Genomic DNA, 25,800 nt, shown 5'->3' with positions numbered 1-25,800 from the left:
TGTTTTATACGACACCTCTACTATAGAGCCAGGCGCTTACGTCAGTTCAAGGTGTACGACAGACCACCCACGACACCAAAGTCCGGTTTGCTCTGGCTTGGCGAGTAGGTGCCAGCAAGATTGGCGCGCCACTTGGAGTTCTCCGAGGTCCAGCCAATGCCGGCGGCGACGCCGACCTGGCTGTGATAGACCGACAGGGCAGCAGCAGCCGAGACCTTCCCCGGACGATCGTCGTAACGAAGACCGGTGGCTGCCATCGCGGAAGCGATGCCGGAATTGGCCTTTTTGTAGTTGCTCGAAATTTGTTTCTGAAGACCCGCTATGTTGCCGTCAATGCTGGCAAAGCGCTGGTCCAGAGCCGTGATAGCGCCACCAACACTGTTGTAGCTGTTACCGCCCACACTGTAGCTTGGCGCCGAAATTTGGCCGGCTGCATTCACCGTAGAGCCGCCGCCAAGAGCAGTGGCCACCGACGAGGCCGTACCATAAAGTTGAGAGCCATTGATTGCGTCAGTGGAAGCGGCGCTCACCGCGCCAGCCTCGACGTTGTGGACGCCTACCGGGGCATTGGCCTGGCCCACGAGCGTCACATCGTTCGTCGCGATGCCGCCGTTCGGCGTGGTGAGGCTGCCGGGGCTGGAATATTGCACAGGCCCGGCACCGCCTGTTGACAGCGCCTCCACCGCCTGGTTGGTCGCATAGAGCTGCGAACCGTTTACGGCGTCGGTCGAGGTCGCGCTCAACTGGCCTGCTGCAACGTTGGACACCGTACGCTCTGCGCCCTGGGAGCCGACACTCACGGTACCGACAGGTGAGCTGCCGGCGAATGCGTAGGTCGTTCCGTTAATGGTCGTGTTGGCAGTGCCGACTGGGGCCGCGGTCGCTGTCGAGCCGGCACCGATCGCCACGGAGTTTGCCGTGGTCACCTGCGCGCCATTGCCAATGGCAACCGCGTTAACGGCACCAGCATTCGATGAACTGCCAATAGCAATGCTGTCCGAAGCACCAGTCGCTGTCGACGCGTTGGCGCCGATCGCGACGGAGCGGTCACCACTGGCAGAGGTTGCCGGCCCTGCGGCGGTCGCATCCGTGCCGGCCGCCGCTGCTGCCGGAAGCGTGCTGTTAGCCGTGAAATACTTCAGGGTCGCGCCATTTTGGATATTGCCGATGGAATTGTTCAGTGTGGTGAGATTGGTGTCGACAGCTGTGAAGGCATCCGAAACGGTAGAATAGCTGTTCCCCTGCACGTTGAATGACGATCCTACGACTTCACCCGCACCGTTGACCGCGGTGGATCCCCCCAGGGTGTTGGCAATGCTGTTGGCTGTCCCATAGAGCTGAGAGCCGTTGACGGCATCGGTCGAGGTCGCGGAAACAGCGCCGTTCGCCAGATTGGCGATCGTCGTTCCGCCAGTTCCGCCCAGCGTCACCGTCTGCTTCGTGCCATCGTCATACTGGACCGCATTGGCGGTGGCATTGTTGACGGCCGTGTAAAGTTGGGAGCCATTCACCGCATCCGTGGAGGTTGCCGAGATGGTACCGGCGGCTACATTGGTGATCTTCGTGCCGGCCGCATCGATACCCGTCGTCGTCACGCTTGGACCGCCGGTGATGGTCAGGCCATTGGTGGTGACCGAGGTGCCACCCACCGACAGGCTGTTGGCGATAGTCACGTCGGGAGAGAGATTGAAGGTGACGGCGTTGTCCGTCTTGGTGATGGCGAGGTTGCCATCGGTGTTGTTCAGGTCGACCGTGTCGCCCGGCGCGACATTGCTGGAGTTCGCGCCATTGGCGGTGAGATTCCAGCCCTTGCTCGCGGTCTGGCTGACATCATAGAGCTGGCTGCCATTGACCGCATCGGTCGAGGTCGAGGTCACGGCACCATTGGCAAGGTTGGTGATCGTCACCGGCGCGCCTGCGCCGGCGCCGCCCGTCGCACCCAGGGTGATCTTGCTCTCGGTTGTGTCGTCATATTTGACCGAGATATTGGCCAGGTTCGTCGTGTTGGTATCAAGCGCCGCCAGTGCATCGCCAACCGTCGTCTGCGCGGCGGGTGCGCCCACCCCGCCGGTGGAGCTGATGCCGGAAATGTTTTGGCTGAAGCCGGTGATGTTGCCCGTCGTCGGATCGTAGGTCGCCCCGCCTCCGATTGTGGTCGCCGTCGTGTTGCCCAGATTGTTGGTGGTGCTGCCCAGGCCAGTGATCGCCAGATTGGTGGCATAGAGTTCGCTACCGTTGACCGCGTCCGTGGATGTTGCCGTGATCTGGCCTGCTGCAACATTGGTAACGGTGCGCTCCTTGCCCACCGAGCCAACGCTAACCGTGCTGGTCGGGGTCGTGCCCGCGAAAGTATATGTCGTGCCGTTGATCACCGTGCTGGCCGTGCCAATCGCCGCCGCCGTCACCGACCCCGATCCCAGCGCCACGTCGCCAGCGTTGTTGGCAATCGCCGTGTCGCCGAACGCGAGCGAACCGGCGCCGAGTGCGCTGCTGGTGTTGCCCAGTGCGAGGGAACCTTGGCCCTGTGCGTTGTTGCCATTTCCGAGCGCCACCGCGCCCTGGCCAACGACTGTATTCTGAAAGCCGACGCCGACAGCTCCTTGCGCGGCCGTACCAGCCGTGCCGACCGCCTGCCCGCCGCCGCCGACCAGGTTCGTGTTGCCCATGGCGACCGAGCCGTTGCCGGTTGCCGTATCGTCCATGCCGCTTGCGACCGCGCCATTGCCGGTCGCGGTGTTGGGGTCGCCGATCGCCACCGCACCATTGCCGTTGGCGACGTTGCCCGAGCCGATCGACACCGCCTTGCCGCCGGTCGCCACCGCATTGGTTCCCATGGCCACCGCCTCGGCGGAATTGGCCGTTGCATTCGAGCCGATGGCGATGGCGCTGGTCGCGCTGGCGGCTGATTGCCCACCAACGGCGATCGCGTTGACGCCTGAGGCGCTGGCGCCCACGGTCAAGTTGCCGCCGAGCGCCACGGCACCCGTCGCGAGGGCCGTTGCCCCAACCCCGACTGCAGTGGAGTATGCGCCGCTGGAGCTTGCGTTGTTGCCGAGCGCGACGCCGGAGGTCGCCGCGTTGCCAACCACTGCACCCGATCCCAGCGCAACCCCGCCGAAGGCCAGCACTTGCGCTTGGTTGCCAAGGGCGGTCCCGGAATCACCCGACGCGGTGGCAAGAGGGCCAAGCGCGGTCGAGTTTGCCCCCGACGCAGTGGCCTGATAGCCACCAGCAAAGGCATTGACGGCACTGGCGCTGGCCGACCAGCCTGCGGCGAATGCAAAGTTGGCGCTGGCCGTGGAACTGACACCGACCGCCGTGGAATTGCTTCCCGTAGCACTGGCGAAGGTCCCCAGGGCGCTGGCGCCGCCTCCGGTGGCATTGGCGTCAACGCCGAGTGCGACCGTATTGACATTGCTAGCCACAGTGCCGGCGCCCAGCGCCATTCCGCCGCTGCCTGAGGCCGCCGCATTCCAGCCGAGAGCTACCGCGTATTGTCCCGATGAATTGGCCAGGTAGCCGACCGCCGTCGCTTCAAGGGCGGAGGCGGCCGCCCCATTTCCGATCGCCGTGGTCTGGTTTGCCGACGCATTGGCGGATGTACCGAAGGCGCTGGCTCCGGTTCCTGTTGCGGAAGCGGTCGTACCGACGCTCGTGGCCCATGGCCCCGTGGCGACGGCTCCATTGCCGATCGCAACCGCTTCAAAAGTAAAGCCGGTAGGGGCTGTTCCGCTTGCATTGGCATTCGTGCCGATGGCAATGGGAGAGCCGCCTAACCCGGTGACGATCGCTTTGGCGCCATCCCCTAAGGCCACGGGAGCGCCGCCCGTGGCACTGGCCTGGCTGCTCGTGCCGATCGCCACCGCGTTGCCGCCTGCCGCGGTTCCACCGCCTGCAGTATAGTTCTGAGCGTTCGCCACCCGCGGGATCACAGTGATGCTCATCGCACCGATCGCCACGGCCAAGATCCCACCAAGCGCGAATTTACCAAGCCACAGAGCTTTGGGCCGCACGCCAAGCACGTTATTGGCCGCCAGCAGAATCGCCATCAGTCGACGGCAGGTTCCGAAAGCCAGCAAACCGCCGTCAGCGCGCGCAGTATACACCTCAGGTAAACTTACTTTTCTTGACATGGCACAAGCCTATGGCCGGCGTAACCACGCCGTTTCATAGTACTTCCTCAGCAAAATCTGTAGCGATGAGTCTTATTGTCGCGCCAAAGCGATCTTAACTATGATGCTGCACGATAATAGCCACGAATACGCCTGAGTCACCGAGCAGCTGGTCCCAATAGCAAGCAGACCGTCTCAAAAAAGAGGTATGCCGCGCCAGGCCCGATCGATCGCATTTGGTCTGAGGTATCGCAACCCACAGTGTGTCAGCGACGCTGGCGATTGCGTGCCTCTCGCGGGCTGTAGCCAAACTTGCGACGGAACGCACGCGCGAAATCCGATGCAAAGTTGAAGCCGTAGCGATAGGCAATCTCCTGCACTTGCTTGTCGGTGTTTGAGGCAAGCTCAGCATGGGCGGCGTGCAAGCGCTGCTGTTGAATGTATCCGGTAACGCCGCCGACGTCTTCAAAAGCTCTGTACAGTTTCGAGCGCGAAATCCGAAGCTGGCTCGCGACGCGCTCCGGCGTGAGATCGAGCTCATGCAAGTGCTTTTGAATATGAGCGTGCGCGCGTCTGAAGAGCGCGGATTCAAGGGAAGCGCGCGTCTGCTCCAACCGGTCGAGTGACGGCCGCAAACAGGCCGCAATCATTTCGACGGTAGCCCGTCCCGCCACCCCAAGCTCGTCCGGAGACATGCGTACGACCCGCATTTCCAGATTGATCAGATAGTCGCAGAGGAGTTCTATCAGACTGCCGGAGAGAAGGATGTTGCACAGGCTGTCGAGGTCACAGCCAACCGCTGCGAAGGCTTCGCGCGGCAGTATAAGGAGTTGGCCATCATAATCGGTAACGCCACCGAGAAAGTCTTCGTCGAGGGAGATCAAAAATACCGCGCCCCGACGAGCGTCAATCCGGCGTTCGCCGGTTTTGAACCAAGCTTCACCGGATCGCATGCGAAATAAAAGCCAATGGTTGATGGCTGGACGGCTCGACCGTTGAGGCAAGCGTTTAAACGTTTGAGTACCGAAGTGGCCCGAATTGAACACGAACTCTGCCATGTTACAGTTCATGTATTCGAGTTCAAACCCTTCCGCGGGGCTCTTGCCATCTGGCAGTCCGACATCGCTCAGCGAACTGATCCGTGCTTTCCAAACGGAGAACTGCTCAGACCGATCATAGGGAAGTGTGGATAGAACCCGGGGCGGCGCCGGCGTTCTATCCCCGATATCGCGCGGTTCGCGCGGCAACGGGGCCCTTTTGATCGCGATGGCTGGCGCACCGTCAGTCGAGAGCCGTTCCCAGGCACGTACTCCTTCATAAAGTCTTCCGCTACGCTGTACGGCCGATCCTGGCGGCTTCGTTTTCATGCGCAGGCACAGGCTTGGTCATTTTGATGCTCGACATGGATCGACATGTCCGAGGGCAGGTCGATTGAAGTCGTGCGTACGGATCGCTTAGGCCGATAGCTCCGTCGGCATCGGCCTATGGTATCAGAGACGATGTCGCTCTTGTTCCCGCCATGGGAGGTGCAGCCGAGCAAGAGGGGGCGAGCGACGACGGTAATGGCGGCGACGCAGATCATGGGAACGCCGCCATCGATGCGAAACCAGCCGATGCAGTTGCCGGTCTCAAGGTCGATGCCCACGCACCATGGCTCGGAATGGGCGGCGGCAATGACAGTACCGCAGTCCATTGGCTGATTGCGCCAGCCATACCTCAAAAGACTTAGCGAGCATTCACGCTGCATAAGAAACTTCACCCAAAAGGATTATAATTCGTCTTACAATTCCAACGTTCGAGCGGGCCGAGCAAGGGGCCCGTTGCTGAAAAACTAAGCAATGCTGGGGAAACGCCGGACATGATGCAATGCAGCAACAGGCGACAAAAACCTTTCCGAAATGTGCTGTTTTGAGCGCACTAAATTGCAGAGAGGCGGGGCCCAACTGACGGCGCTTGGTTATTCCGCCATCGAGGCGATGGTCTGTTTTCGGGAATTAGACAGGTGAATTTCCACGCTCACGAAGGGCGCAAAGCGGCCATCCGCGCACGGTCATTTAGTATTCGCGTAGGCTAAAAGCATTCGTGCCAACCGACCGACCATAACAATCGCTATGCGAATCCAGCTTCACGCTGGCCGATTTTCTGATTTATCCAAGCAATTCCGAAGAAACCTGCGTTGTTTGAAATCAATGACGTTTCTATTTCTGGTTTTTCCTGCTGGGCCAAAGACCAGGCGTCACTTCACGGTGATGACGACCTTGCCCTTCGCGCGACCCGTCTCGACATAGGCCAGGGCCTCATTGGTCCGCTCGAACGGGAACACCCGGTCCACCACCGGGCGTATGTCGCCCGCTTCGATCAGAGCGGTGATCTTTGCGAGTTGGGCGCCGTTCGCCGTCATGAAGAGAAACGAATAGTGGATCCCTCGGCGTTTCGATTTTCTCCTGATGCCGGCGCTCAGCAAACGCATGACTTGTTGAAGCAGCCAGCCGGAGCCGTTCTGCCTAGCGAAGTCGGGATCGGGCGGACCGGAAATCGAGATCAGCTTCCCGCCCGGCTTCAGTACGGCGAGCGACTTATCCAGAGTGTCCTTCCCAAGGCTGTTCAGCACGACGTCATAGCCCTGCAGCACGTTCTCGAAGTCGTCCTTCTTGTAGTCGACCACGACATCCGCGCCGAGACTTTTCACCAAAGCGACGTTTGCCGTGCTGGTGGTCGCGGCCACATGGGCACCCAGATGCTTGGCAAGCTGGATCGCCATCGTGCCCACACCGCCCGAGCCGGCATGGATCAGGACCTTCTGCCCCTTCTGCAACCTGGCCCGCTCGACAAGTACTTGCCATGCCGTCAGCCCGACAAGCGGGATGGAGGCGGCCTCTTCCATGGTCAGATTAGCCGGCTTCATCGCCACATCGGCCTCGTCCATGGCAATATATTCCGCAAATGTACCGATGCGATCCTGGGCCGGACGTGCATAGACCTCGTCCCCAGGCTTGAATCGCCGGACATTGGCTCCGGTCCGGACCACGACGCCCGCTACATCGTTACCCAGCACCAGTGGCAGTCGATAGCGCAGGATGAACTTGAACTCTCCATCCCTGATCTTGCTGTCGAGGAGGTTCACGCCGGCGCCATGAATCGCAACCATGACGTCATTGTCCCGCAACTCCGGCTCTGGACTTTCGCCAAGCCGCAGAGCTCCACCCTTGGCATAGCGATCGATCTGGAATGATTTCATCCGATTAGCTTTCGTTTCCGTGGCGAGCAGGCGGGGGTGAGCAAGGCAGCGATTGCAAGCTCAGGTGGGAAGTCCGTTGAATTTCCGAAGGTTCCTGTCGACCAAGGACTCGGGCAGGAAGCGGCGCATGAAGCGGACCTGTCCCGCAGTCTTTCCGGCGGTGTAGCGCCTCTTCGGCGACACCGCGTCGGCGGCCCTCAGGACGGCTTCGGCGACCACCTTGGGCGCGTCGCCTTTCGCGACAATCTCGCGCATCAGCTTTTCCGCCTTGGCGCGAATCGTATCGTAGATGGCGAGCGGCCGGTCCGGTCGCGTGATGTTCTCCTCGAAGGACGTGCGTGTCACGCCCGGCTCGACAAGCACGATGCGAATGCCTTGCGTACGCACTTCGTGGTCGAGGGATTCCGAATAGCCCTCGATCGCGTGCTTGGTCGATGCATAGAGTGCGTTATAGGGTGCGGGGATCAGCCCCAGAATGGAGCTGAGGTTGACGATCCGGCCTCCATGCTGCCGTCTCATCACGGGCAGGACCGCATTTGTCATGCGTATGATGCCGAATACGTTCACGTCGAATACGGCTTTCGCCTGCGCCGTCGTGGATTCCTCGGCGCCGCCCAGCAGCCCGATCCCGGCATTGTTGACGAGAAGATCGATCCGCCCTGCGCGGCTCAAAACCTCGTCGACAGCGTTCTGCACGGATGTGTCGCCGGTTACGTCGCAGACCAGCATCGTGATCCCGTCCGGCGTGCCTGGCATCGGCTTTCGACTGGTGCCGAAGACGCGGTAGCCATGGCGCCGCAGCGCTTGCGCTGTCGCCAGCCCGATGCCGGAGGAAGCGCCCGTGACCAGGGCAACGCCGCGCTCTGTCTTGCTCATCTGCCTTGGCTTTCATTTTGTCGTGGAACATCGTTGCGCAAGGAGTTACTATCGTTTTCATAGTAAGTCACTACTAAAAAGATACTGACATGAAAAATCTTTCGAACCAGCCGTGCCTGATCGCCCGGAGTCTGGCGCTCGTGGGGGACGCGTGGAGCCTGTTGATCCTGCGCGATGCCCATGCGGGGCTGACCCGCTTCGATGAATTTCGCAAGAGCCTCGGTATCGCGCCGACGATGCTGACGGGGCGGCTGTCATCCCTGACTGAGGACGGGCTGTTGGAGAAACACCGCTATTCTGACCGTCCGCCACGGGACGAATATGTGCTGACGGAAGCCGGCCGAGACTTCCTGCCGGTCCTGTTTGCAATCGGTGCGTGGGGACGCAAGCATTGCGGGGGAGGCAAGGTGACTCGCTTCTTCGACGCGGAGACCGGAACGGAGATCGACCCAGTCACCATCGACCGCGCGACCGGCGCGCCGGTCGGAACACGTGCCATACGCATCGTTGCTCCATGATCGGCCGCTTCCCTGCGTGATCGTTCCCGCCGCGATGAACTCGGTCTGGCCCTGCGTCCGGGCCAGCTGCTTGTGCGCGTAGAGGGGTGAAGGCCCGAAGTCGGTCCACTTAGTCTCAGGAGACGCCTAATTCCCCTCTAAGTCTGCCTTCCTATTGTGCTCCACGCGGAGTCCTTGTTCTGGGACGACTGCACCTTGAAGGGGGAGCCGCGGGGGGTTCACTCTCGATCGCGTGGTTCCCAGCATGGCTGTAGTTGCTCTGATGCTCGCGGTGGAAACGGCCTTCGCCGCCGGAAAAACCGTGGGGCTCAAGCTTGAGCACAGCCCGTCCGGCGATGTTCCCGACAACCAGGTCTTCCTATCCCACATTTTTCCGGATGCCTGCGAGACTGCCGCGGGGCGGGCATGGCGTACTAGGTCGCAAGGTGTCCAGTTTGCCGGCAAATATGACACCCTCGCCATAGGCATCGAGGATGCCGCCGCAGCAACTGCATGCGGAGCCGCGAAAGGGCGGATCGTCCCAAGCTTCAGAAGGAGGGCAGAGCGGTTGAGGTAAAGGGCGTGAGCGAGATTCGCATAATAATATAAAAGTTGGGAGTGCCCATGGGGAACAATCCGCCGCCGGGACTGGGCGATGTCAAGTTTGGTCATGTCAAGTTTGAAGGCGTCACCAAACGTTTTATATCTCCAGTGGGGCAGACAATGACGGCGCTCCACGACGTCAATCTGGAAATATTACCAGGGCAATTCTGTGCCATTGTCGGGCCTACGGGGTGCGGCAAATCCACAACCTTGACAATGCTGGCCGGCCTTGAACGGCCCAGCGCCGGCAAGGTGACTGTTTCAAACCAGGTCGTCTCCGGCATCGCCAAAGGCGTCAGCTTCATGTTCCAGGCGGACGCCCTCCTGCCGTGGCGATCCGTCGTGACCAATGTCGCGCTCGGGCCCATCTTCAACAAGGTTCCGCAAAAGGATGCGCTGGAAATGGCGCGCAATTGGCTGCGCATCGTCGGCCTTTCCGGATTTGAGCAGCACTATCCGCATCAATTGTCAGGGGGCATGCGCAAGCGTGCGAGTCTGGCCGCCGCCCTCATCAACAAACCCTCGATCCTCTTGATGGACGAGCCCTTCTCCGCGCTCGACGTTCAGACCCGTTCGATCATGTCGAATGAATTGCTCACACTCTGGGAGCGGGATCGGCCAACAGTCTTGTTCGTCACCCATGATCTGGAGGAGGCGATCGGTCTCGCCGACAAGGTGGTCGTCATCACGGCTGGGCCGGGAACAGTCAAGGCGATTTTCGACATCGATCTGCCTCGCCCACGCGGTGCCTTGCAGGAGATACGTTTCCAGCCGCGGTTTCTCGAATTGCATCAGCAGATATGGGAGGCGTTGCGTGACGAAGTGCAGCGAACCTATGCCCGTCAAGGCGCGGCGGTATCGGCCAGGGAGACCATCGCATGACCGACGCCACTGTTTCGGCGGGTTTTCGCGCCGCCGCCAGACGCCGCCGCCTCCTGGTTTTGCTAGGCCAGATCGGCATTCTGGTCGCCTTTATCGGAACCTGGCAAATTGCTTCCGATACGGGTGTTGTCGATCCGCTCTTCTTTGGTTCGCCAACCGGCGTCGTCGTGCGGTTGGCGGACTGGTTTGTCAACGGCACCGCCTATGGCTCGTTCTGGTTTCAGATCTTCGTGACCCTGGAAGAAGCCGCAATCGGATTCGTCGTTGGCGTCGTCAGCGGCGTTTTCATGGGCATCCTGCTCGGCCAGGTCGACTATCTGTCCGATGTCATGAACCCCTACATCAAGTTTCTGAACGCAATCCCGAGGATCGTGCTCGGCTCGATCTTTGTGATGTGGCTGGGGCTGGGGCTCGCGGCCAAAGCCATTCTGGCCGCTGTCCTCGTCTTCTTCGTGGTGTTCTTCAACGCCTACCAGGGCGTGCGGAGCGTTGATCCGAATCTGGTGGCCAATATTCGTATCCTGGGCGGCTCGCGAGCGGATGTCATTCGCCAGGTCATCATTCCATCGGCCATGACATGGATTGTCGCAAGCCTGCATGTCGCGCTCGGGTTTTCGATCATAGGTGCCATCGTTGGTGAGATCCTTGGGGCCCAACACGGTCTCGGACTGGTGATCAAGACCGCGCAAAACACTTTCGATTCCGACGGCGTTTTCGGCTGCATGTTCGTGATCGGCATGATCGTCCTGGGCGTGGAAATGCTCATGGCAAGGATCGAAAAGCGCCTGCTGGCGTGGCGCAAACCCAGCTCGGCCGAGAACATTCAAGACGTATGACAATCAACGTGAAGGGAGGACTATAACTTGAAGCAAATCATGCAACGCGTGGCGCTCGGCGCTCTCATGGCAGCAACGCTCAGCCTTACGACAGGTGTGGGGGCGCGTGCGGACGACATGAAAGTGACGATGATGGTCGGCGGCGTCGACAAGCAGATCTATCTGCCCTACCAACTCGCGCAAAATCTCGGCTTTTTCAAAAAGCACGGTATCGATATGGAGCTTTCGACCGAAAACGATGCGGTCGGAGCCGAAGATGCGATGATTTCAGGCCAGGTCGATATGGCCGGTGCCTGGTACAATCACACGATTGATTTTCAGCTCCACGGCAAGAAAGTCATCGAAATCGTGCAATTGAGCGGCGCTCCGGGCGAACGCGAGATGTGCGCCAAGGATTCGAATATCAAGAGCCCAGCCGACTGGGCCGACAAGACCGTCGGCGTGACCGATATCGGCTCCGGCACAGATGCGCTGACGCTCTACCTTGCCGCTCATAGCGGTCTCACATCCGATAAATTCTCACGCTTGGGCGTGGGCGCCGGTGCGACGTTGATCGCGGGTCTCATTCACGGTCAGATCGTCTGCGGTATGACCACCCAGCCGACCGTGAGCGCAATCGAAAAAAAGGGTATCGGCTACTCGGCGTTCGATCTTGCAACGACAGAGGGTGTCAAGAAGTGGCTTGGCGGAACCTGGCCGACCGCCTCGATCATCGTTCGCGCCGACTGGGTTGAAAAGCATCCGGAGGAAACCCAGCGCGTGGTTACCGCAATGGTTGAGACAATGCATTGGATCAGCACCCACAGCGCCGCTGACATTGCCGATAACCTGCCCAAGGATTTCGTCAGCAATCAGCTCACCAGCCGGCAAGATTACATTGACGCGCTCAACCAGGATAAGGGGCAGTTCCTGCCTGACGGTATGATGCCCCCAGACGGCCCCGCGACTGTATTGGACGTGCTGAAAAAGGCAGGCAAAATCACCGGACCTGTCGATCTCGCCTCCACCTATACAAACGACTACGTGATCAAAGCCAATAAGGAACTCGGCTTCACCAAGTAGGAACGCAGGCCCGGATACCATACTCCTCGCCGTCAACCGCGCAGTGGCTTGGTTGGCGGCGAACAGTGGAGTGTCGCACGCCTGCATTGTCTTCAATACCGCCCCTCTTCGTTCTGGATTCTTGCGATACGAGTGGCGCGGCGGCATTCCTGCCGCACCTTGCTCATTTCTGGTGAAGCAATTGCCAGATATCCAATCCCAGCCCGACGCCGACTTGCGGTGAGATCGGTTGTCCCTCTCCCGTATGGAGATCCCAGGCCTTGACGAGCTGGAGGTTGAGCGAGAGCGTCAGGATGGGGTCGTCACCGGTTCCCTTGATCAAGGAAAGGCTTGGCTGCCAGCCCACACCGCCGCCTGATTGAAAATTACTGGAGTTCTCGTTTCTCTGCACGAAGCCCGTGACGAAAACCGAGGTGAGGTCGAGGCGCTCGTCGAAGAATTTCAGGTTCCTGTCCAGCCATGGTGCGAGCGGCTGAAGCTGGATTCCTCCTTGTCCTGTCCATTTGCCGTTCGGCGAGTGGAGCGAGTTGACGGAAAACTGGCCTTGGCCGCTGAGTTTCAGGCCGTTGAAGCCCGCATCGCCCCAGCGAATGACGAATGTGCCCGTCACCCCCGCGACAAAGGGCGAGGGCGCCCAGGGGTTCCAGGCGAACTGATTGCCGCCCTGGACGATCAGATTCTGGAAATTGATTGTGGGAGTCGAGGGAGGAGCAGGCGTAGGAGTCGGAGCAGGCGTGGGGGTAGGAGTAGGCGTCGCAGAGGAAGCAACCGTAGGTGATGATGGCGGGGGCGGCGCCGCCGCCGTGACATTCGCGGTCTGAAGCTTGGGGAGGGTCTGCGCCACCAGCGACGATTGCGCCGTGGCCCTTGCAAACAATGGCCGGAGGTCGATCCCGAAGGGCGAGAGGTAATAAACAGAGTCGATCTGCAGCGACGGGAAAAGGGCGAGCTTTGTAAGAGGGCCCACGATGCCGTCCTGATCTATAGTCGCGGCGCGTTGAAGACGCCGGACTTCTCGCAAGGTCAGCGGACCGAAAATTCCGTCTGGAATAAGTTTGCTGCCATGAAAATTCAGCATTTTCTGCAGGTTTCGGACGTCCGGTCCTGTATTTCCGAGACAAAGGTTACGGCCCATCTATGCCTCCGATCGACTAGAGGGTGTCGGATTGAGGTGCAATATATCAGCTCTTTCAGATTGTCCGTAGGTTTTCATGGAAAGCGGAGAACATTGGGCATCGCGTGCTGATTTACTACAACCATTGCGCGTCTCTATCGAGAGCTACATCCATGGGTGCGTGCCCTTGCGCATCAACCCTAGATGCACCGCCAACGCCACCAGCCCCTCTACCGCCGGCCCGTCCTGGTCCATGCCGAGTTCATTCCCGTCCAGCGTGAGCTGCTTCACCGCCAGCAGCGCTTTCAGGCCCGCCCCCGTCATCGCCCGTTCCATCGCCAGCATGTGGCGTTGCCAGGCGGCGACGGTCTGGTCAGCGGCGCCACGGCCGGAGCCGGAGGCTTCGTTGTGGAAGGGGGTGGGGATGCCCTTGGCGGCGCGCCAGCGCTTGACGGTTGCGGCGTATTCCTCGCCGGCGTCGGTGAGTTCCTGCCGCAACTTCAGGCGCAGGCAGAAGCGGCCGAATACGCTGGCGCAGCGCTTGTCGGTGCTGCCGCGGCGGTGGGGCTGGGCGAGAACGACGGCCTCCATGACTTCGACGGGGCGCTGGGCGCGGCTGGGGCGCCCGTTCTTCTCACGCGCGGCGATCGCACGCTTGCGGCCTGTGCGGGACATTATTCGGGGCTCCGGGTTGGGATGGGGAATGGGTGCCGTTCTGCGACGGCCGGCGGAGGGCGCTGCACCTTCGGGCCTCGTGGATCTCTTCGTAAGGGCGGAACCGGCGGCTCATGAGCGCGCCACCGGTGGCAGGCCTGTCAGCCGAGCGTGGCGATGCGCGGCGTAATGCACGGAGGTGTGGTCCTTGTTCAGGAGCTCGCCGATGCTAACGTAGGAGAGCTCGGGATGACGCATCACCAGCGCGTAGCAGGCCTCGCGCCGGGCGAGGCGTACCGCCAGCGCACGGCCGGTGCCGCGAATGTCTGCCAGACTGACCCGATGGGCAGCGGCGATGGAGGCGATCTCCTTCATGAGCGCGGCGAATTTGCGCTTGTAGGCCCTGCGGGACCCCGCGCGCTCGGCAGTGGTGCCGCCTGGGATGCTGCAGTTCGCCAGCTTGCCAGGGAGGAGGGTGTCCGTCGCCGGCGGATCATAGGCATAGGCGAGGCGATAGAGCGCCACGGCGTCGGGCTTTGCTGGCAAATGATTTGCCAGCAAAGTAGACTGCTTGAGTTTGGGTTGGACCCCCCACAGCCGGTCGCGGCGGGCGCGGATCTCCCCCGCGGAAACCAGGCGCACTTCGAGATCTCGAATGGACAGGCTCGTCATGGCAGAACCTCAAGCTGCTCGCGCGCGGACGAGCCGCGCTTCGGCCTTGATCGCTTCGATATGGCGGCACAGCCGCGCCTCGCGGGCATCGGGGGGCCCGGGAAGGTCGCGCATCGCCTCCGCAATGGCGCGGGTGTCGTAGCCGGCAGCCCAGAGTCGGGCGGCTTGGCGAATCTGCGAGGGAGTCATGCGGGATCCTTTCGAGTGTGAGGCGGACCTCCTGGCCTCCGGCAGATCGTGCGCGGCGTGGAAGGCGTCGGTGGTGACGAGGAGGTTCATGAAATAATTCTAGAGGGAAATATCCCGCACTGTCAAAGGGAAATATCCCTCTTCCCTTATGCGGGAAATGCGGGCATGATCCCGCGTATGAGCGACATCATTACTTTGATCGACAAGCGGCTGGCCGAACTCGGCAAGAGCCGCCGCAAGGCCAGTCTGGAAGCCGGGCTCGGCGCCGATGCCATCCGCGATCTCGAGCGCAAGGGCGGCTCGCCCACTCTGCGCACGGCAGTCAAGCTCGCCAAGGTGCTCGGCATTCCGGCAAGCAGCCTGGCCGAGAGCGACGTCCTCGGGCCGGCGGGAGCCGGGGCCCCAGGCACTGGCGCGGCGGGCGGCTTCAAGGAAGAGGAGCGCCCCTTCGGGGTCGCCACCTATGATCCCGATGCGCCCGATCCCGTGGCCGCCTTTGAGCCGGAGGCGCCCGATCCGACCGATCCCGAGCAGCCGCCCTCGATCCCGCCCAATGGTGTGGTGGAGGCGGATACGCGCTTCGCCATGGGCGCTGGCGGTCATGCCAATGCCGCCACCTTCGTCTACAATCGCAACGGCGATGCCGTGCAGTCGGTCGACGCCATCAAGCCGGACGCCTGGATCTTCCCGCCCTGGTTCCTGCGTGCCATGGGCGCTCGGCCGGGGGATTTGATGGTGGCCGAGTCCATCGGTGATTCCATGCGCCCCACCATCGAACCGGGCATGCCGCTGATCATCGATCTCCGCCACAAGGTTCCCTCGCCCGACGGCATCTATGCCATCCGCGACCGCTGGGGCGCCCTGCAGTTCAAGCGTCTGGAAACCTCGAAGATCCTGGGCGACCAGACCATCCGCGTGATCAGCGACAATGGCGGTCACGTCCAGGTGGCGCAGACGGAAGACGACCTGAACATCGTGGGAAGGGTCGTGGGCGGCTGGAAGTTTTTCTGAGGTTGGGAGAGCGGGGGCATCGTGTCCGCCCTTGCTCGATCGTGCTGCACCTCGTTTGTGGCATTCGCTGGCAGCCGGGGTCGCCGCCAACTAGCCGTTCCTGGAAAAGCACCAGCAATCCCGCAATGTGCTAAGCCGGGAAGCATCCCCCCTCAGTGCAAGGGAAATATCCCTTATAAAATCCTTGACACGGGAAATATCCCTTAATACACTTCGCCCATCCTCTCCACCGGAATCCTTGGATGTCAGACCTCACCGTGCAGTTCGATGACCTCCCGATCATCCACATCAACGGCATGACGGCGGCTACCATCGACGGAGCTGCGGATATCGAGATGCGGTCATCCCCGTGCGACTGGCAGGTAGTGGCCATCCGCCTCAATGGCTGGCTGCCGGGCCAGCGCAAGGGTGCGTTCGCTGCCATCGGGCCGACCGACCCCTGGTTCTTCGAGATCGCGAACGCCATCGGCGTGAGCCTGGCTCTCTCGGGTGCCATTGAGCGCGGATTGGCTGGAGCGCTGGCCTACCCCAGCGCCTATGACCGGGCGCGCGACCTGCGTGAGGCGGCGTGATGGCGCGCGGGCCTTCGATCACTGAGCTGCTTGCCATCCGCAGCTGGTGCGGTCGGCAGGGGCGTCCGGCCGAGCACTGGACGCCCGGCTGAAAGCACAGCTCGCCGAGGCGAGCGGCGAGGAAAAACGCAAGCTTAGCCGGCTTTTCTGCTAATGGCGCAGTGGCTGGGACCGCGGACGTCTTCGTCCGCTCTTCCTCTTTCGTAGCGTTCATCGTTTCCAAGAGCGGATCGTCCGACACTCTCTCGAGTGTCGTGGGGACGTCCGCGGTCCCAGCCACTGCGCCTCATCCGGCCGTGTTTCCCCCTGCCTCATTCTCTACATACCAGCGGTACGTCTCCCTGAGCCCCGCCTCCAGCCCTATCCCGGGTTCCCACCCGAGTTCCCGCATTCTGGATGAGTCCATCAACTTCGCCGGCGTGCCATCCGGCTTGGAGCGGTCATGCGTGGTGGCGCCCTCATAGCCCACGACCTGCTTGATGGTTTCCAGCAGTTCCAGGATGGTCATGTCCCGCCCGGCGCCGATGTTGATCGGGCGTTCGTCCGAATAGGTTTCCGCCAGGCGGACCAGGGCGTCGGCGGCGTCGTCGACATGCAGGAATTCGCGGCGCGGCAAGCCCGTGCCCCAGATCTCAATCGAGGTATCACCGCGGAGTTTCGTCTCATGCACGCGCCGCAGCAGGGCGGCCAGGACGTGGCTGGACTTCGGATCGAAATTATCTCGCGGGCCGTAGAGGTTGCAAGGCATGGCCGCGATGAAGTTGCAGCCGTGCTGGCGGCGATAGGCCTGCACCAGCTTGACTCCGGCGATCTTGGCGATGGCATACCATTCATTGGTGGGCTCGAGCGGGCCGGTGAGCAGCGCCGTTTCGCCGATGGGCTGGGGCGCCTCCCGCGGATAGATGCAGCTGGAACCCAGCAGTACCAGCTTCGCGACTCCGGTGCGCGCCGCCGCATGGATGACGTTCGCCTCCATCATCAGATTGTCGTAGAGGAAATCAGCCGGGAATCGATCATTGGCAAGGATGCCACCGACCTTGGCCGCGGCAAGGAAGATCGCGTCGGGCCGTGCCTTATCGAGCCAGGCCTCGGTCTCGGCCTGGCGGCGCAGATCGAGCTCGGCCCTGTCGATGGTGAGCAGCGTGCAACCCTCGCGCGCGAGCCGGCGCAGCAGCGCCGAACCCACCATGCCGCGATGGCCGGCCACCCAGACCTTCGCTCCCGCCAGAGAACCCAAAGGCTGCCTCCCCTTATATGAGCCATTTGTGAGGGGGAATCGGGTCAAGCTCAAGGGGCTGGTAACGCAGGGGTCCTCACCTGGTTGGGAACGCTGCCCTCAACCAGAAAAGGTGGAAGGGTGTCCGCTCTCGAGCCTCACTCTTCGTCTTTCCCGGCCTCTTCGCTATGCCTTTGCGCGACCGGGCGGACCTTCTCGAAATCGGCAGGCGCCATCAGGAAGGCACGAATGCGGGCGCGACCGAGCGCCTCGCAACGTCGGCGCAACTCGGAAGCCGGCACGTCATGCACGCTGTCATCGTCCAGCACCACGGCGACGATGCCGGGTGTGACGAGTTCGTTCTGGCCGACCAGCACGCCATCGAGGAAGAGCTGATCCGGGATTTCCGTGGACAAGACGGTTTCCTTCCGCTTGCGAGATGTCTGGAGCAAGCACGCTTACACGCCAGCGCCCATTGCTCTAACTTCTTGCTTTAACGAGTCTTTGCGATTCTTGCCGATTCCGTCAAATCGCAAAACACCATAACATCTCTTGTGTCATCCCTGGCCGAGGGCCACAAGGGCGAGGCGCTCCCTCATACCGCCAGCGGGATCAGCGTGATCCTTGCCCCATCCGCCTCACCCTTGCGCTGCAGGGCGGCGCGGCGCCTTGCGTCCGGGACTGGGATCACCGTGCGTGCGAGCACACGGTTGCGCTGGGCATCGGCGATGTCACTGTCCGCGACGCTGTCGGCGCAGTGGCCGTGTTCGGCCGGCATGACCAGGCCCGGCACGGCCTGCGCGACCTGGAGACGATGGAATAGCGGTTCGTCCGGGTCGAACAGAATGCGGTCGAGCGGGATGTCGAGCGGCACCGAGCGAGCCAGGAGTTTGCGGGCACCCGCCTGCGAGAGCAGATAGCCGCCACCGCCGGCGACGAAGCTGTAGGGCCGGTGCAGGCCGATGCCGGGCATCAGTTCGCCCGCCTGTCGGCCGATATTGGCAGGCTGGTCGCGCTGCTCGATCTTGACGAGGTCGAATCCGGCGAGATCTGTCACGGCGGCAATCAAGCCGGCGAAGGCGGGCGAGAGCCAGGCATCGTCCTCGAGGATGCAGGCGGCAGGCAGATCGCGTTCGACGATCAGCCGCCAGGCTCTGCGATGGCTGAAGGTGCAGGCGAGCTCCGGCGGGCTGACGTGGCGCGGGCGTACCGGATCGGTCCAGCGGGCGAGCGAGGCCACCGGTACTGCTTCGGGCGCGAACGCCTCCACCCGTTCGGCAGAAAGCGCCAGGGCCGCAAATTGTGCCGCCATGAAACGGCGCCGGTCGGTGCGGCGGTCAAGATTGAGATAAAAAACGCAAAGCGGCATAGGCTCATAAATCATCTTATGCCGGCCCCAAGGAGAAAATTGTCTCGTCCAAAATATCGGCACCGTCTACCTATCTGGGGTTGAACGGCGTGTGGAGGCGCGTGGGACACAGAAATGGCGGGGATCGATTTTTATCAAATCAACTCAGCATCATAGATCGCGCGACCGAATATTACGCGCGCGACTTCCTCCTATCCGGACATGACAACCATAACGCGGTCTGGGCGAATTCTTCAATCCAAGTGTTGTCCGCTAGTCGGGAAGTCCATATACGATCACGGGAGGCTGCAAGTGCCCTCAACTTGTGGTATTGCCGTCCCTGGCGATGGATTCGTGATTCCTGACCACCAGTTCGCCCAGCTCATGCTTGGCGGCCAGGCGGTCGAGATTGGCTCGTCTGGCTTCCGCGTTTCCCACCGCCGAGACGCTGTCGCCGCGGGCCGAAATGCGCACGGCCTCGCTCAGCGGCCCGACGAAGTCCACGTCCGCAGCGAAAAGGCGCAGATACCAGTCCCAGTCCCAGTAGAAGGGCAGGCTCTCGTCGAAGGGGCCGAGATTGCCATGCAGTGCCCGCGGATAGATCACACCAGGAATGAGCAGGCGGTTGTCGCGGCGGATCGCCTGCGCATCCGCATGGGCGACGAAGGGCATTTCCGTTCCGGCGTCGGGCCGATCGCCTTCGGTGACGATTCGGCCGGAGGCGTAGAGCAAGGCGTGGCGCGGGCCGCCCGCAAGCATGGCTGCGAGATGCCCGGGCTCTGCCCACCAGTCGTCGTCATCAAGAAAGGCGATACGCTCGCCTCGCGCCACGCTGACGCCGAGATTGCGCGCCGGTACCTGACCGGCTCCGCCGGTCGCCAACGTGCGGATGGCAGGGTCGAAGGCCTCGGCTGCCGCGCTCCCGCTGCCGTCGCCATCGTCGACGACGAGGATCTCATGATCGCCGAACGTCTGTGCCGCCACGGAGCGCAACGCCCGCACAAGCAGCTCCGGACGGTCCTTGGTGGGGATGATGATGCTGAGCGCGGGGAAATCGGGCAAGGGGTGGACTCCGGTGCGGTGACGCGGAGACTAGCAAGTACAACGGAAACAGCGTCATGGAAACAAGGAGACAATATGACGTAGGAAATGTCGCTATCGATCACTTCGCCGGCACACCCTTGATCAGCTTGGGCAGCATGCCCTTCCTCTTGGCTTCGTAATAATAGCCGCCGGAGTAGAGACTCACCGCCCGGTCTGGATTGCCGCCGGAGACGCGCCAGGCATTGGCGAGGTAAGCCGCGCCATAGGTGAGGCTGGTGTCCGCGTCGAGCAGGCCCTCGGCGCCGCCGTTGTAGCCCATGCCGCGGGCCGTATCGAGGCGCATCTGCATCAGGCCGAGATAGGGCCCGTGGCGCAGGTGCGGATTGCCGCCGCTCTCGCGCTTTACCACCCGGCGCAGCAGGCTCTCCGGCAGGCCGTAACGTTGGGCATGCTTGCTGATCAGCGTATCGACGGAGTCGCCCGTACCTGGCCCCGGCCTCGTCAGCGTCTCGGCCGAGACGTGCACGCCTAGTGGCCCGGAGACCGGGATGCTGGCCGTCTGCAGATCGTCCTCCGTGGGGGACATCTGGCCGGCTCGGTCGAGCTTCACAAGTTCCATCGGGCGGGACGGAGGCAGAGGGGTGACGGCGCCGGAAGAGCCCTGGCTTGCAGGGCTCGCGTCCGCCGCAGCCGGCACCTCGGTGGCGGAAGGCTTGGCTGCGGGTGGCGTCGCAGCGATTGCCTTGGCAGCCAGGGGCTTCGCGGGAGTGGACTTTCTAGTGGCAGAATTTGTGGAGGCAGACCTGGGTTCCGCCAATCCCGCATCCATCGGCTCAGGCTGGGGCAGCAACAAGGAACCGGCGCCCGCAGGCCTGGCCGCTTTCTTTGCCGTTGCCTTCGTCCTCACCAGTGGTTTCGACTTGGGCTTCGCGGCAGCCTTCGTCGGCGGGACCGGAGGCGCTGTATCATCCGCGCTGGCGAGGCCCGGCGCGGCCATCAGGCCTAGCGTCAGGCAGCCCGCCAGCAGGCGTTTTAGCGGCGCCTTCAAGTGTCCGCCTCGACGTCGAATTTGACGCCCTGCGCCAGCGGCAGGGTGCGGCCGTAATTGATGGCGCTGGTCTGGCGCCGCATATAGGCCTTCCAGGCGTCCGAGCCGCTTTCGCGCCCGCCGCCGGTCTCCTTCTCGCCGCCGAAAGCCCCGCCGATCTCGGCGCCAGAGGGGCCCATATTGACGTTGGCGATGCCGCAATCCGAGCCCTGCCCGGAGACGAAGCGCTCGACTTCGCGCATGTCAGTGGCGAAGATCGAGGACGACAGGCCTTGCGGCACGCCGTTCTGCAGCGCGAGCGCCTCGTCGAAATCACCATATTTCAGGACATAGAGAATGGGTGCGAAGGTCTCGTGCACCACCGGGCCCTTCTGCTCCGGCATTTCCACGAGAGCGGGCCTGACATAATAGGCCTCGGCCGGGCCCGCCTCGGCGACGCGGGCGCCGCCATGCACCGTGCCGCCGGCTTGCCTGGCGTCCGCGAGCGCCTTCTGCATGCCCTCGTAGGCCTGAGCGTCGATCAGCGGGCCGACCAGCGCGTCGGTGGCGACGGGATTGCCGACCTTGATGTTGGCGTAGACCTGTCTCAGCTTGCCGACGAGGGTGTCATAGACGCTCTCATGAACGATCAGCCGACGCAGCGAGGTGCAGCGTTGGCCCGCCGTGCCCATGGCGGCGAAGGCGATGGCCCGCAGTGCGAGATCGAGATCCGCCGAGGGCGTCACGATAGAGGCATTGTTGCCGCCAAGCTCGAGGATCGACTTGCCGAAGCGCCGCGCTACCCGCTCGCCGACGATGCGGCCCATGGCGGTGGAGCCGGTGGCCGAGACCACGGGCACGCGGGCATCATCCACCAGCACAGCGCCGACCTCGCGGGCGCCGAGCAGGAGCGTGAGCAGGCCGTCCGGCACGCCGCCGAAGCGCCTGGCGGCCTTGTGGAAGATCGCTTCGACGGCGAGCGCGGTGAGCGGCGTCTTCTCGGAGGGCTTCCAGACGACGCTGTCGCCGCAGACGTAGGCGAGGGCGGCATTCCAGCTCCACACCGCCACGGGGAAGTTGAACGCGGAGATCACGCCGACCACGCCGGCCGGGTGCCATTGTTCCATCATGCGATGGTCGCCACGCTCGGTGGCGATGGTGAGCCCGTAGAGCTGGCGGGAAAGGCCGGTGGCGAAGTCGCAGATATCGATCATCTCCTGCACTTCGCCGAGGCCCTCGGAGACGATCTTGCCGACTTCGAGGGAAACGAGCCGGCCGAGTTCGGTCTTGGCGGCGCGCAACTCCTCTCCGAGCAGGCGCACCAGTTCGCCGCGCTGCGGCCCCGGTACCTTGCGCCAGGCCTCGAAGGCGGCCTGCGCCTTGCCGATGGCGGCGGTGGTCGATTCGGGCGTATCGTCCTGAACTTGGCCGATGATTTCGCCCGTCAGGGGCGTGCGAACGATGCGGTTGCCGCCGGAAAAACGGCTGGCCGGAACTCCGAGCGCCTCGAGAAGCTCACGGGTTTCGGCAACGGGACTGGTCATGATGGCTCGCTGTGATGGCTGCGATTTGGGCATGCTCATAGCGTTTTTGGGCGCGGGGGGGAAGCCTGGGGCGCGGACGTCCCGTCCGCTCTTGGAAATGGGGCGGTTTGGGGGAAGGCGCGGGCGGTCGCGTTTACGTCTTTTGCGTTGACACCAGCGATTCATGAGCGGACGAGACGTCAGCGCTCCCAGCGGCGCCTTGTTCCCGCCACGGGAATTTGCTAGCCTATTCGTATGCAAGTCATCGCCAAGCGTACACTGAGGCTGTTTTGGGAGGATTACCCGCACGCCAAGGCACCTTTGGAAGCTTGGCATTCTGAAGTGTCGCGAGCGGTTTGGGCAGGCCCAGCCGATGTGAAGCGGCAATTCGGGACTACAATCGATTTCATTGCGGACAACCGCATTATCTTCGATATCGGCGGGAACAAGTTCCGCCTCGTCGTTCATGTGGCTTACCTACATAAAAGCGTTCTAATCAAGTTCGTCGGCACGCATAGGGACTACGACAAGATCGATCCGGAGACGATATGAAGGACATCCGCCCTCTTCGCACCGAAGCGGATTATGACTGGGCGCTTGGTGAGGTCGAAAATTATTTCGACCATCAGCCGGAGCCGGGGACGCCGGATGGCGACCGTTTCGCCGTGCTTGCCGATCTGATCGAAGCATATGAGGCTCATCACTGGCCGGTGGGACCCGTTGATCCTATCGAGGCCATCCTCTATCGCATGGAGATCGGCGGCAAGACCCACAAGGATCTTGCCACATTACTAGGCTCGCGCTCCCGCGCCTCCGAGATCCTGCGGCGAAGGCGCGCCCTCACCTTGCCGATGATCCACAAGCTCAACCGCGAATGGGGCATCCCGGCCGAGGTGCTGATCATGCCCTATCATCTGGACAAAGTGGCGTAGGCTGGCCCTCTTACGCAAAGCTCATCGGATCGATGTCCACTTCCACCGCCAACTGCCCGCTCGCCTTCGGCCCGGCCGCCAGCCAGGCCCTGATATAATCCTGCAGCGCGAACTCCCGAGGCGCCTGCAAGATCAACCGCATCCTGTGGCGGCCGCGGATCACCGCGATCGGGGCTTCCGCGGGGCCAAGCACGCGTAGCGCCGCGTCGAAGGGCGCCACCTTCACCAGTGCCCGAGCGAAGCCCTCCGCCTTGCCCCGGTCCTCGTCCGAGATGGTCAGGGCGGCCATGCGGCCATAGGGCGGCAGCCCCGCCTTGGCTCGGATGGCGATCTCGCGGGTATAGAAACTCTCCTTGTCGCCCGACATCAGCGCCTGCATTACTGGGTGGCCAGGATCGTAGCTCTGCAACAGGGCGCGGCCCGGCCTGTCGCCCCGGCCGGCTCGGCCCGTGACCTGGCCGAGGAGCTGGAAGGTGCGTTCGGCGGCGCGCGGATCGCCGGTGCCGAGGCCGAGATCGGCATCGACGACGCCCACCAGCGTGAGGTGAGGGAAGTTGTGTCCCTTGGCGACGAGCTGCGTGCCGATGACGAGGTTCGCCTCGCCCTTCGCCACGGTGTCGAGCTCCTGCTTCAGCCGCTCGGCACTGCCATGGACGTCGGAGGAGAGGATCACGGTATGCGCGTCCGGGAACAGGCCCGCGACTTCCTCGGCGATGCGCTCGACGCCCGGCCCGCAGGGGGTGAGCGTGTCCTCGCCCTCACAACTCGGGCAATTCCTCGGCACAGGGGCGAGGTGGCCGCAATGGTGGCAGACCAGGCTCTTGCGGAAGCGGTGCTCCACCAGCCAGGCCGTGCAGTTCGGGCACTGGAAGCGGTGGCCGCATTTGCGGCAGAGCGTGAGGGGGGCATAGCCGCGCCGGTTGAGAAAAAGAAGCGCCTGCTCGCCTGCCTCCAGAGCCTGCCTCACCGCGGTGGCAAGGCCGGGGGCGATGAACTTGCCGCGCTCGGGTCCACCGGTGCGCATGTCGATGGCGGAGATCGCCGGCAGCGCCCGCCCGCCGAAGCGCTCCGGCAGGGTGATATGGCCGTAGCGGCCGCGATCGGCATTGACGCGGCTTTCGATCGAGGGCGTTGCGGAAGCCAGCACCACCGGCGCATCGACGAGGCGCGCGCGCACCACCGCCATGTCGCGGGCATTGTAGCGCGGGCCGTCCTCCTGCTTGTAGGCGCTGTCATGCTCCTCGTCGACGATGATGAGCCTGAGATCCGCGAAAGGCAGGAACAGGGCGGAGCGCGCGCCCGCCACCACCGCCACCTCGCCCTTGGCGATGCCATGCCAGAGCCGTGCGCGCTTGCCCGCGTTGACGCCCGAATGCCATTCGGCCGGTCGCACGCCGAAGCGCTGGGCGAAACGGTCGAGGAACTGGTTGGTGAGGGCGATCTCCGGCAGCATGATCAGCGCCTGGCCGCCCTGGCGCACAGCCTCCGCCACCGCCTCGAAATAGACCTCCGTCTTGCCCGAGCCGGTGACGCCCTCGAGCAACGCTGCTGAAAAGCGCCGCGCCGCCACCGCCTGCTGCAGGGAGGTTGCCGCCAGCGCCTGCGCCTCGTTGAGGCTGGCGGCGGAATAATCGAGGTCGGGCATCAGCGCCGCCGGCTCGGGCGGCAGCGCCACGGGCTCGAGCGCGCCAGCATCGACCAGGCCGTCGACCACGCCAGGCGAGACGCCGGTCGCCTCGATCAAAGCGCGCTTCTCGTGCACGAAACCGTCGGCGAGATGGGCGATGACCCGCCGGCGCGCTGGGGTGATCCGCTCGGGCTCATGCTTGTAGCGATAGCCGAGGCGCGGCTTTTCCGGCGGCAGTTCCGGCGCCCGCAGGGCCATGCGCATGATCATGCCGCGCGGGGTGAGCGTCCAGTTCGCCACCCATTCGATGAAGCGGCGCATATGCTCGGAGACCGGCGGCAAAGCGAGGCGCTCCTCGACATATTTCAGGCGGTTGGAGGAGGCGGGCAGCACGCCATCGCCGTCCCAGACCACGCCGACCACCTCGCGCGGTCCAAGCGTCACGCGCACGACATCGCCCGGCATCAGGACGATGCCGAAGGGCACGCGATAGCTGTAGGTGCGTTCCAGCGCCACCGGCAGCAGAATCTCGACGACATCGCCTGGATTAGCCATGCTGGGAGCGCGAACGTCCTCGTCCGCTCTTGGAAACGCGGCGGGATTGAAAAGGGCGATGCCCGTTTCCTGCATTCGCTCGCGATGATCTGGCCGTGCTCATCGCTGACAGGTCGGGGAGGGGGATGAGTCTGTCAAGACGATCTGTCCGAGGCGATGGCTAAATCGGAGTGTCTTTTCTGGCTCGCGAGCCGTTTCCTGGAGCAGGCA

General features: G+C 62.9%; 25 protein-coding genes. 9 read left to right on the top strand and 16 right to left on the bottom strand.

Annotation, left to right across the window (positions count from 1 at the left end; all coding sequences use genetic code 11):
- Positions 1-41: 41 nt before the first annotated feature.
- From ACMDCR_RS29255 to ACMDCR_RS29235, 5 genes are all read right to left on the bottom strand, one after another.
- On the bottom strand, positions 42-4,049 hold the full coding sequence (locus ACMDCR_RS29255; protein ID WP_413989972.1) for a beta strand repeat-containing protein: 4,008 nt from the start codon (positions 4,047-4,049) through the stop codon (positions 42-44).
- A gap of 329 nt (positions 4,050-4,378) precedes the next feature.
- A complete protein-coding gene (locus ACMDCR_RS29250; RefSeq protein ID WP_413989971.1) occupies positions 4,379-5,170 on the bottom strand; it encodes a helix-turn-helix domain-containing protein in 792 nt (263 codons plus the stop codon).
- 305 nt (positions 5,171-5,475) lie between these two features.
- Entirely contained in the window at positions 5,476-5,805 is a 330-nt protein-coding gene (locus tag ACMDCR_RS29245; RefSeq protein ID WP_413989970.1) for a hypothetical protein, read from the bottom strand.
- Between the two features lie 543 nt (positions 5,806-6,348).
- Positions 6,349-7,350: an NADP-dependent oxidoreductase gene (locus tag ACMDCR_RS29240; RefSeq protein ID WP_413989969.1), complete on the bottom strand. Its 1,002-nt coding sequence runs from the start codon at positions 7,348-7,350 to the stop codon at positions 6,349-6,351.
- A gap of 60 nt (positions 7,351-7,410) precedes the next feature.
- Positions 7,411-8,226 (bottom strand): oxidoreductase, encoded by an 816-nt coding sequence (locus tag ACMDCR_RS29235; RefSeq protein ID WP_413989968.1) that lies wholly within the window; start codon positions 8,224-8,226, stop codon positions 7,411-7,413.
- 89 nt (positions 8,227-8,315) lie between these two features.
- Here ACMDCR_RS29235 and ACMDCR_RS29230 point away from each other — a divergent pair, with 89 nt between their 5' ends.
- The 5 genes from ACMDCR_RS29230 (at position 8,316) to ACMDCR_RS29210 (ending at position 12,106) form a co-directional block, all read left to right on the top strand.
- Positions 8,316-8,744, top strand: coding sequence for a winged helix-turn-helix transcriptional regulator (locus ACMDCR_RS29230; RefSeq protein ID WP_413989967.1), 429 nt, complete (start codon positions 8,316-8,318; stop codon positions 8,742-8,744).
- Between the two features lie 244 nt (positions 8,745-8,988).
- On the top strand, positions 8,989-9,300 hold the full coding sequence (locus ACMDCR_RS29225; RefSeq protein WP_413989966.1) for a hypothetical protein: 312 nt from the start codon (positions 8,989-8,991) through the stop codon (positions 9,298-9,300).
- 47 nt (positions 9,301-9,347) lie between these two features.
- Positions 9,348-10,208 carry an ABC transporter ATP-binding protein gene (locus ACMDCR_RS29220; RefSeq protein WP_413989965.1) on the top strand — a complete coding sequence of 287 codons (861 nt, stop codon included), beginning with the start codon at positions 9,348-9,350 and terminating at the stop codon, positions 10,206-10,208.
- Positions 10,205-11,044: an ABC transporter permease gene (locus tag ACMDCR_RS29215; RefSeq protein ID WP_413989964.1), complete on the top strand. Its 840-nt coding sequence runs from the start codon at positions 10,205-10,207 to the stop codon at positions 11,042-11,044. The genes ACMDCR_RS29220 and ACMDCR_RS29215 overlap by 4 nt, the downstream gene beginning before the upstream one ends.
- Before the next feature lie 27 nt (positions 11,045-11,071).
- Positions 11,072-12,106, top strand: a complete 1,035-nt coding sequence (locus ACMDCR_RS29210) for an ABC transporter substrate-binding protein (RefSeq protein ID WP_413989963.1) — start codon at positions 11,072-11,074, stop codon at positions 12,104-12,106.
- Between the two features lie 163 nt (positions 12,107-12,269).
- Here ACMDCR_RS29210 and ACMDCR_RS29205 read toward each other — a convergent pair whose 3' ends face one another.
- From ACMDCR_RS29205 to ACMDCR_RS29190, 4 genes are all read right to left on the bottom strand, one after another.
- Positions 12,270-13,241 (bottom strand): peptidoglycan-binding domain-containing protein, encoded by a 972-nt coding sequence (locus ACMDCR_RS29205; protein WP_413989962.1) that lies wholly within the window; start codon positions 13,239-13,241, stop codon positions 12,270-12,272.
- 144 nt (positions 13,242-13,385) lie between these two features.
- Complete coding sequence (locus ACMDCR_RS29200) at positions 13,386-13,895, bottom strand: hypothetical protein (RefSeq protein ID WP_413989961.1); 510 nt, start codon at positions 13,893-13,895, stop codon at positions 13,386-13,388.
- Positions 13,896-14,006: 111 nt separating this feature from the next.
- Positions 14,007-14,546: a hypothetical protein gene (locus ACMDCR_RS29195; RefSeq protein WP_413989960.1), complete on the bottom strand. Its 540-nt coding sequence runs from the start codon at positions 14,544-14,546 to the stop codon at positions 14,007-14,009.
- A 9-nt stretch (positions 14,547-14,555) separates the two neighbouring features.
- Positions 14,556-14,825 (bottom strand): hypothetical protein, encoded by a 270-nt coding sequence (locus ACMDCR_RS29190; protein ID WP_413989959.1) that lies wholly within the window; start codon positions 14,823-14,825, stop codon positions 14,556-14,558.
- Positions 14,826-14,900: 75 nt separating this feature from the next.
- On the opposite strand from ACMDCR_RS29190, the gene ACMDCR_RS29185 reads away from it, so the two are divergent.
- Entirely contained in the window at positions 14,901-15,746 is an 846-nt protein-coding gene (locus ACMDCR_RS29185; RefSeq protein ID WP_413989958.1) for a LexA family transcriptional regulator, read from the top strand.
- 242 nt (positions 15,747-15,988) lie between these two features.
- Positions 15,989-16,318, top strand: coding sequence for a hypothetical protein (locus ACMDCR_RS29180; protein ID WP_413989957.1), 330 nt, complete (start codon positions 15,989-15,991; stop codon positions 16,316-16,318).
- A gap of 286 nt (positions 16,319-16,604) precedes the next feature.
- Here the strand turns inward: ACMDCR_RS29180 and ACMDCR_RS29175 are convergent, their stop codons facing one another.
- The 6 genes from ACMDCR_RS29175 to ACMDCR_RS29150 form a co-directional block, all read right to left on the bottom strand.
- A complete protein-coding gene (locus tag ACMDCR_RS29175; RefSeq protein ID WP_413993760.1) occupies positions 16,605-17,507 on the bottom strand; it encodes a GDP-L-fucose synthase family protein in 903 nt (300 codons plus the stop codon).
- A gap of 185 nt (positions 17,508-17,692) precedes the next feature.
- Complete coding sequence (locus ACMDCR_RS29170) at positions 17,693-17,950, bottom strand: hypothetical protein (protein ID WP_413989956.1); 258 nt, start codon at positions 17,948-17,950, stop codon at positions 17,693-17,695.
- A 179-nt stretch (positions 17,951-18,129) separates the two neighbouring features.
- The gene (locus ACMDCR_RS29165) at positions 18,130-18,918 is read right to left on the bottom strand and encodes a glycosyltransferase family 25 protein (protein WP_413989955.1); all 789 of its coding nucleotides are present in this window, start codon (positions 18,916-18,918) and stop codon (positions 18,130-18,132) included.
- A 282-nt stretch (positions 18,919-19,200) separates the two neighbouring features.
- Positions 19,201-19,944, bottom strand: a complete 744-nt coding sequence (locus ACMDCR_RS29160) for a glycosyltransferase family 2 protein (RefSeq protein ID WP_413989954.1) — start codon at positions 19,942-19,944, stop codon at positions 19,201-19,203.
- Between the two features lie 100 nt (positions 19,945-20,044).
- Positions 20,045-20,974, bottom strand: coding sequence for a transglycosylase SLT domain-containing protein (locus ACMDCR_RS29155; RefSeq protein WP_413989953.1), 930 nt, complete (start codon positions 20,972-20,974; stop codon positions 20,045-20,047).
- Positions 20,971-22,497: an aldehyde dehydrogenase family protein gene (locus tag ACMDCR_RS29150; RefSeq protein ID WP_413989952.1), complete on the bottom strand. Its 1,527-nt coding sequence runs from the start codon at positions 22,495-22,497 to the stop codon at positions 20,971-20,973. The genes ACMDCR_RS29155 and ACMDCR_RS29150 overlap by 4 nt, the downstream gene beginning before the upstream one ends.
- Positions 22,498-22,731: 234 nt before the next feature.
- Between ACMDCR_RS29150 and ACMDCR_RS29145 the strand changes: the two genes are divergently transcribed.
- Together ACMDCR_RS29145 and ACMDCR_RS29140 are read left to right on the top strand one after the other, a co-directional pair.
- Positions 22,732-23,028 (top strand): type II toxin-antitoxin system HigB family toxin, encoded by a 297-nt coding sequence (locus ACMDCR_RS29145; protein WP_413989951.1) that lies wholly within the window; start codon positions 22,732-22,734, stop codon positions 23,026-23,028.
- Positions 23,025-23,408, top strand: a complete 384-nt coding sequence (locus ACMDCR_RS29140) for a helix-turn-helix domain-containing protein (RefSeq protein WP_413989950.1) — start codon at positions 23,025-23,027, stop codon at positions 23,406-23,408. Before ACMDCR_RS29145 ends, ACMDCR_RS29140 begins: the two co-directional genes overlap by 4 nt.
- 10 nt (positions 23,409-23,418) lie before the next feature.
- On the opposite strand, the gene ACMDCR_RS29135 is transcribed toward ACMDCR_RS29140, so the two are convergent.
- Positions 23,419-25,590 (bottom strand): primosomal protein N', encoded by a 2,172-nt coding sequence (locus ACMDCR_RS29135; protein WP_413989949.1) that lies wholly within the window; start codon positions 25,588-25,590, stop codon positions 23,419-23,421.
- Positions 25,591-25,800: the final 210 nt, after the last annotated feature.

Origin of the sequence: Labrys okinawensis (genome assembly GCF_047345005.1) — a bacterium.
Taxonomy (GTDB): Bacteria; Pseudomonadota; Alphaproteobacteria; order Rhizobiales; family Labraceae; genus Labrys; species Labrys okinawensis.
This window is presented reverse-complemented; position numbering and strand designations above follow the sequence as displayed.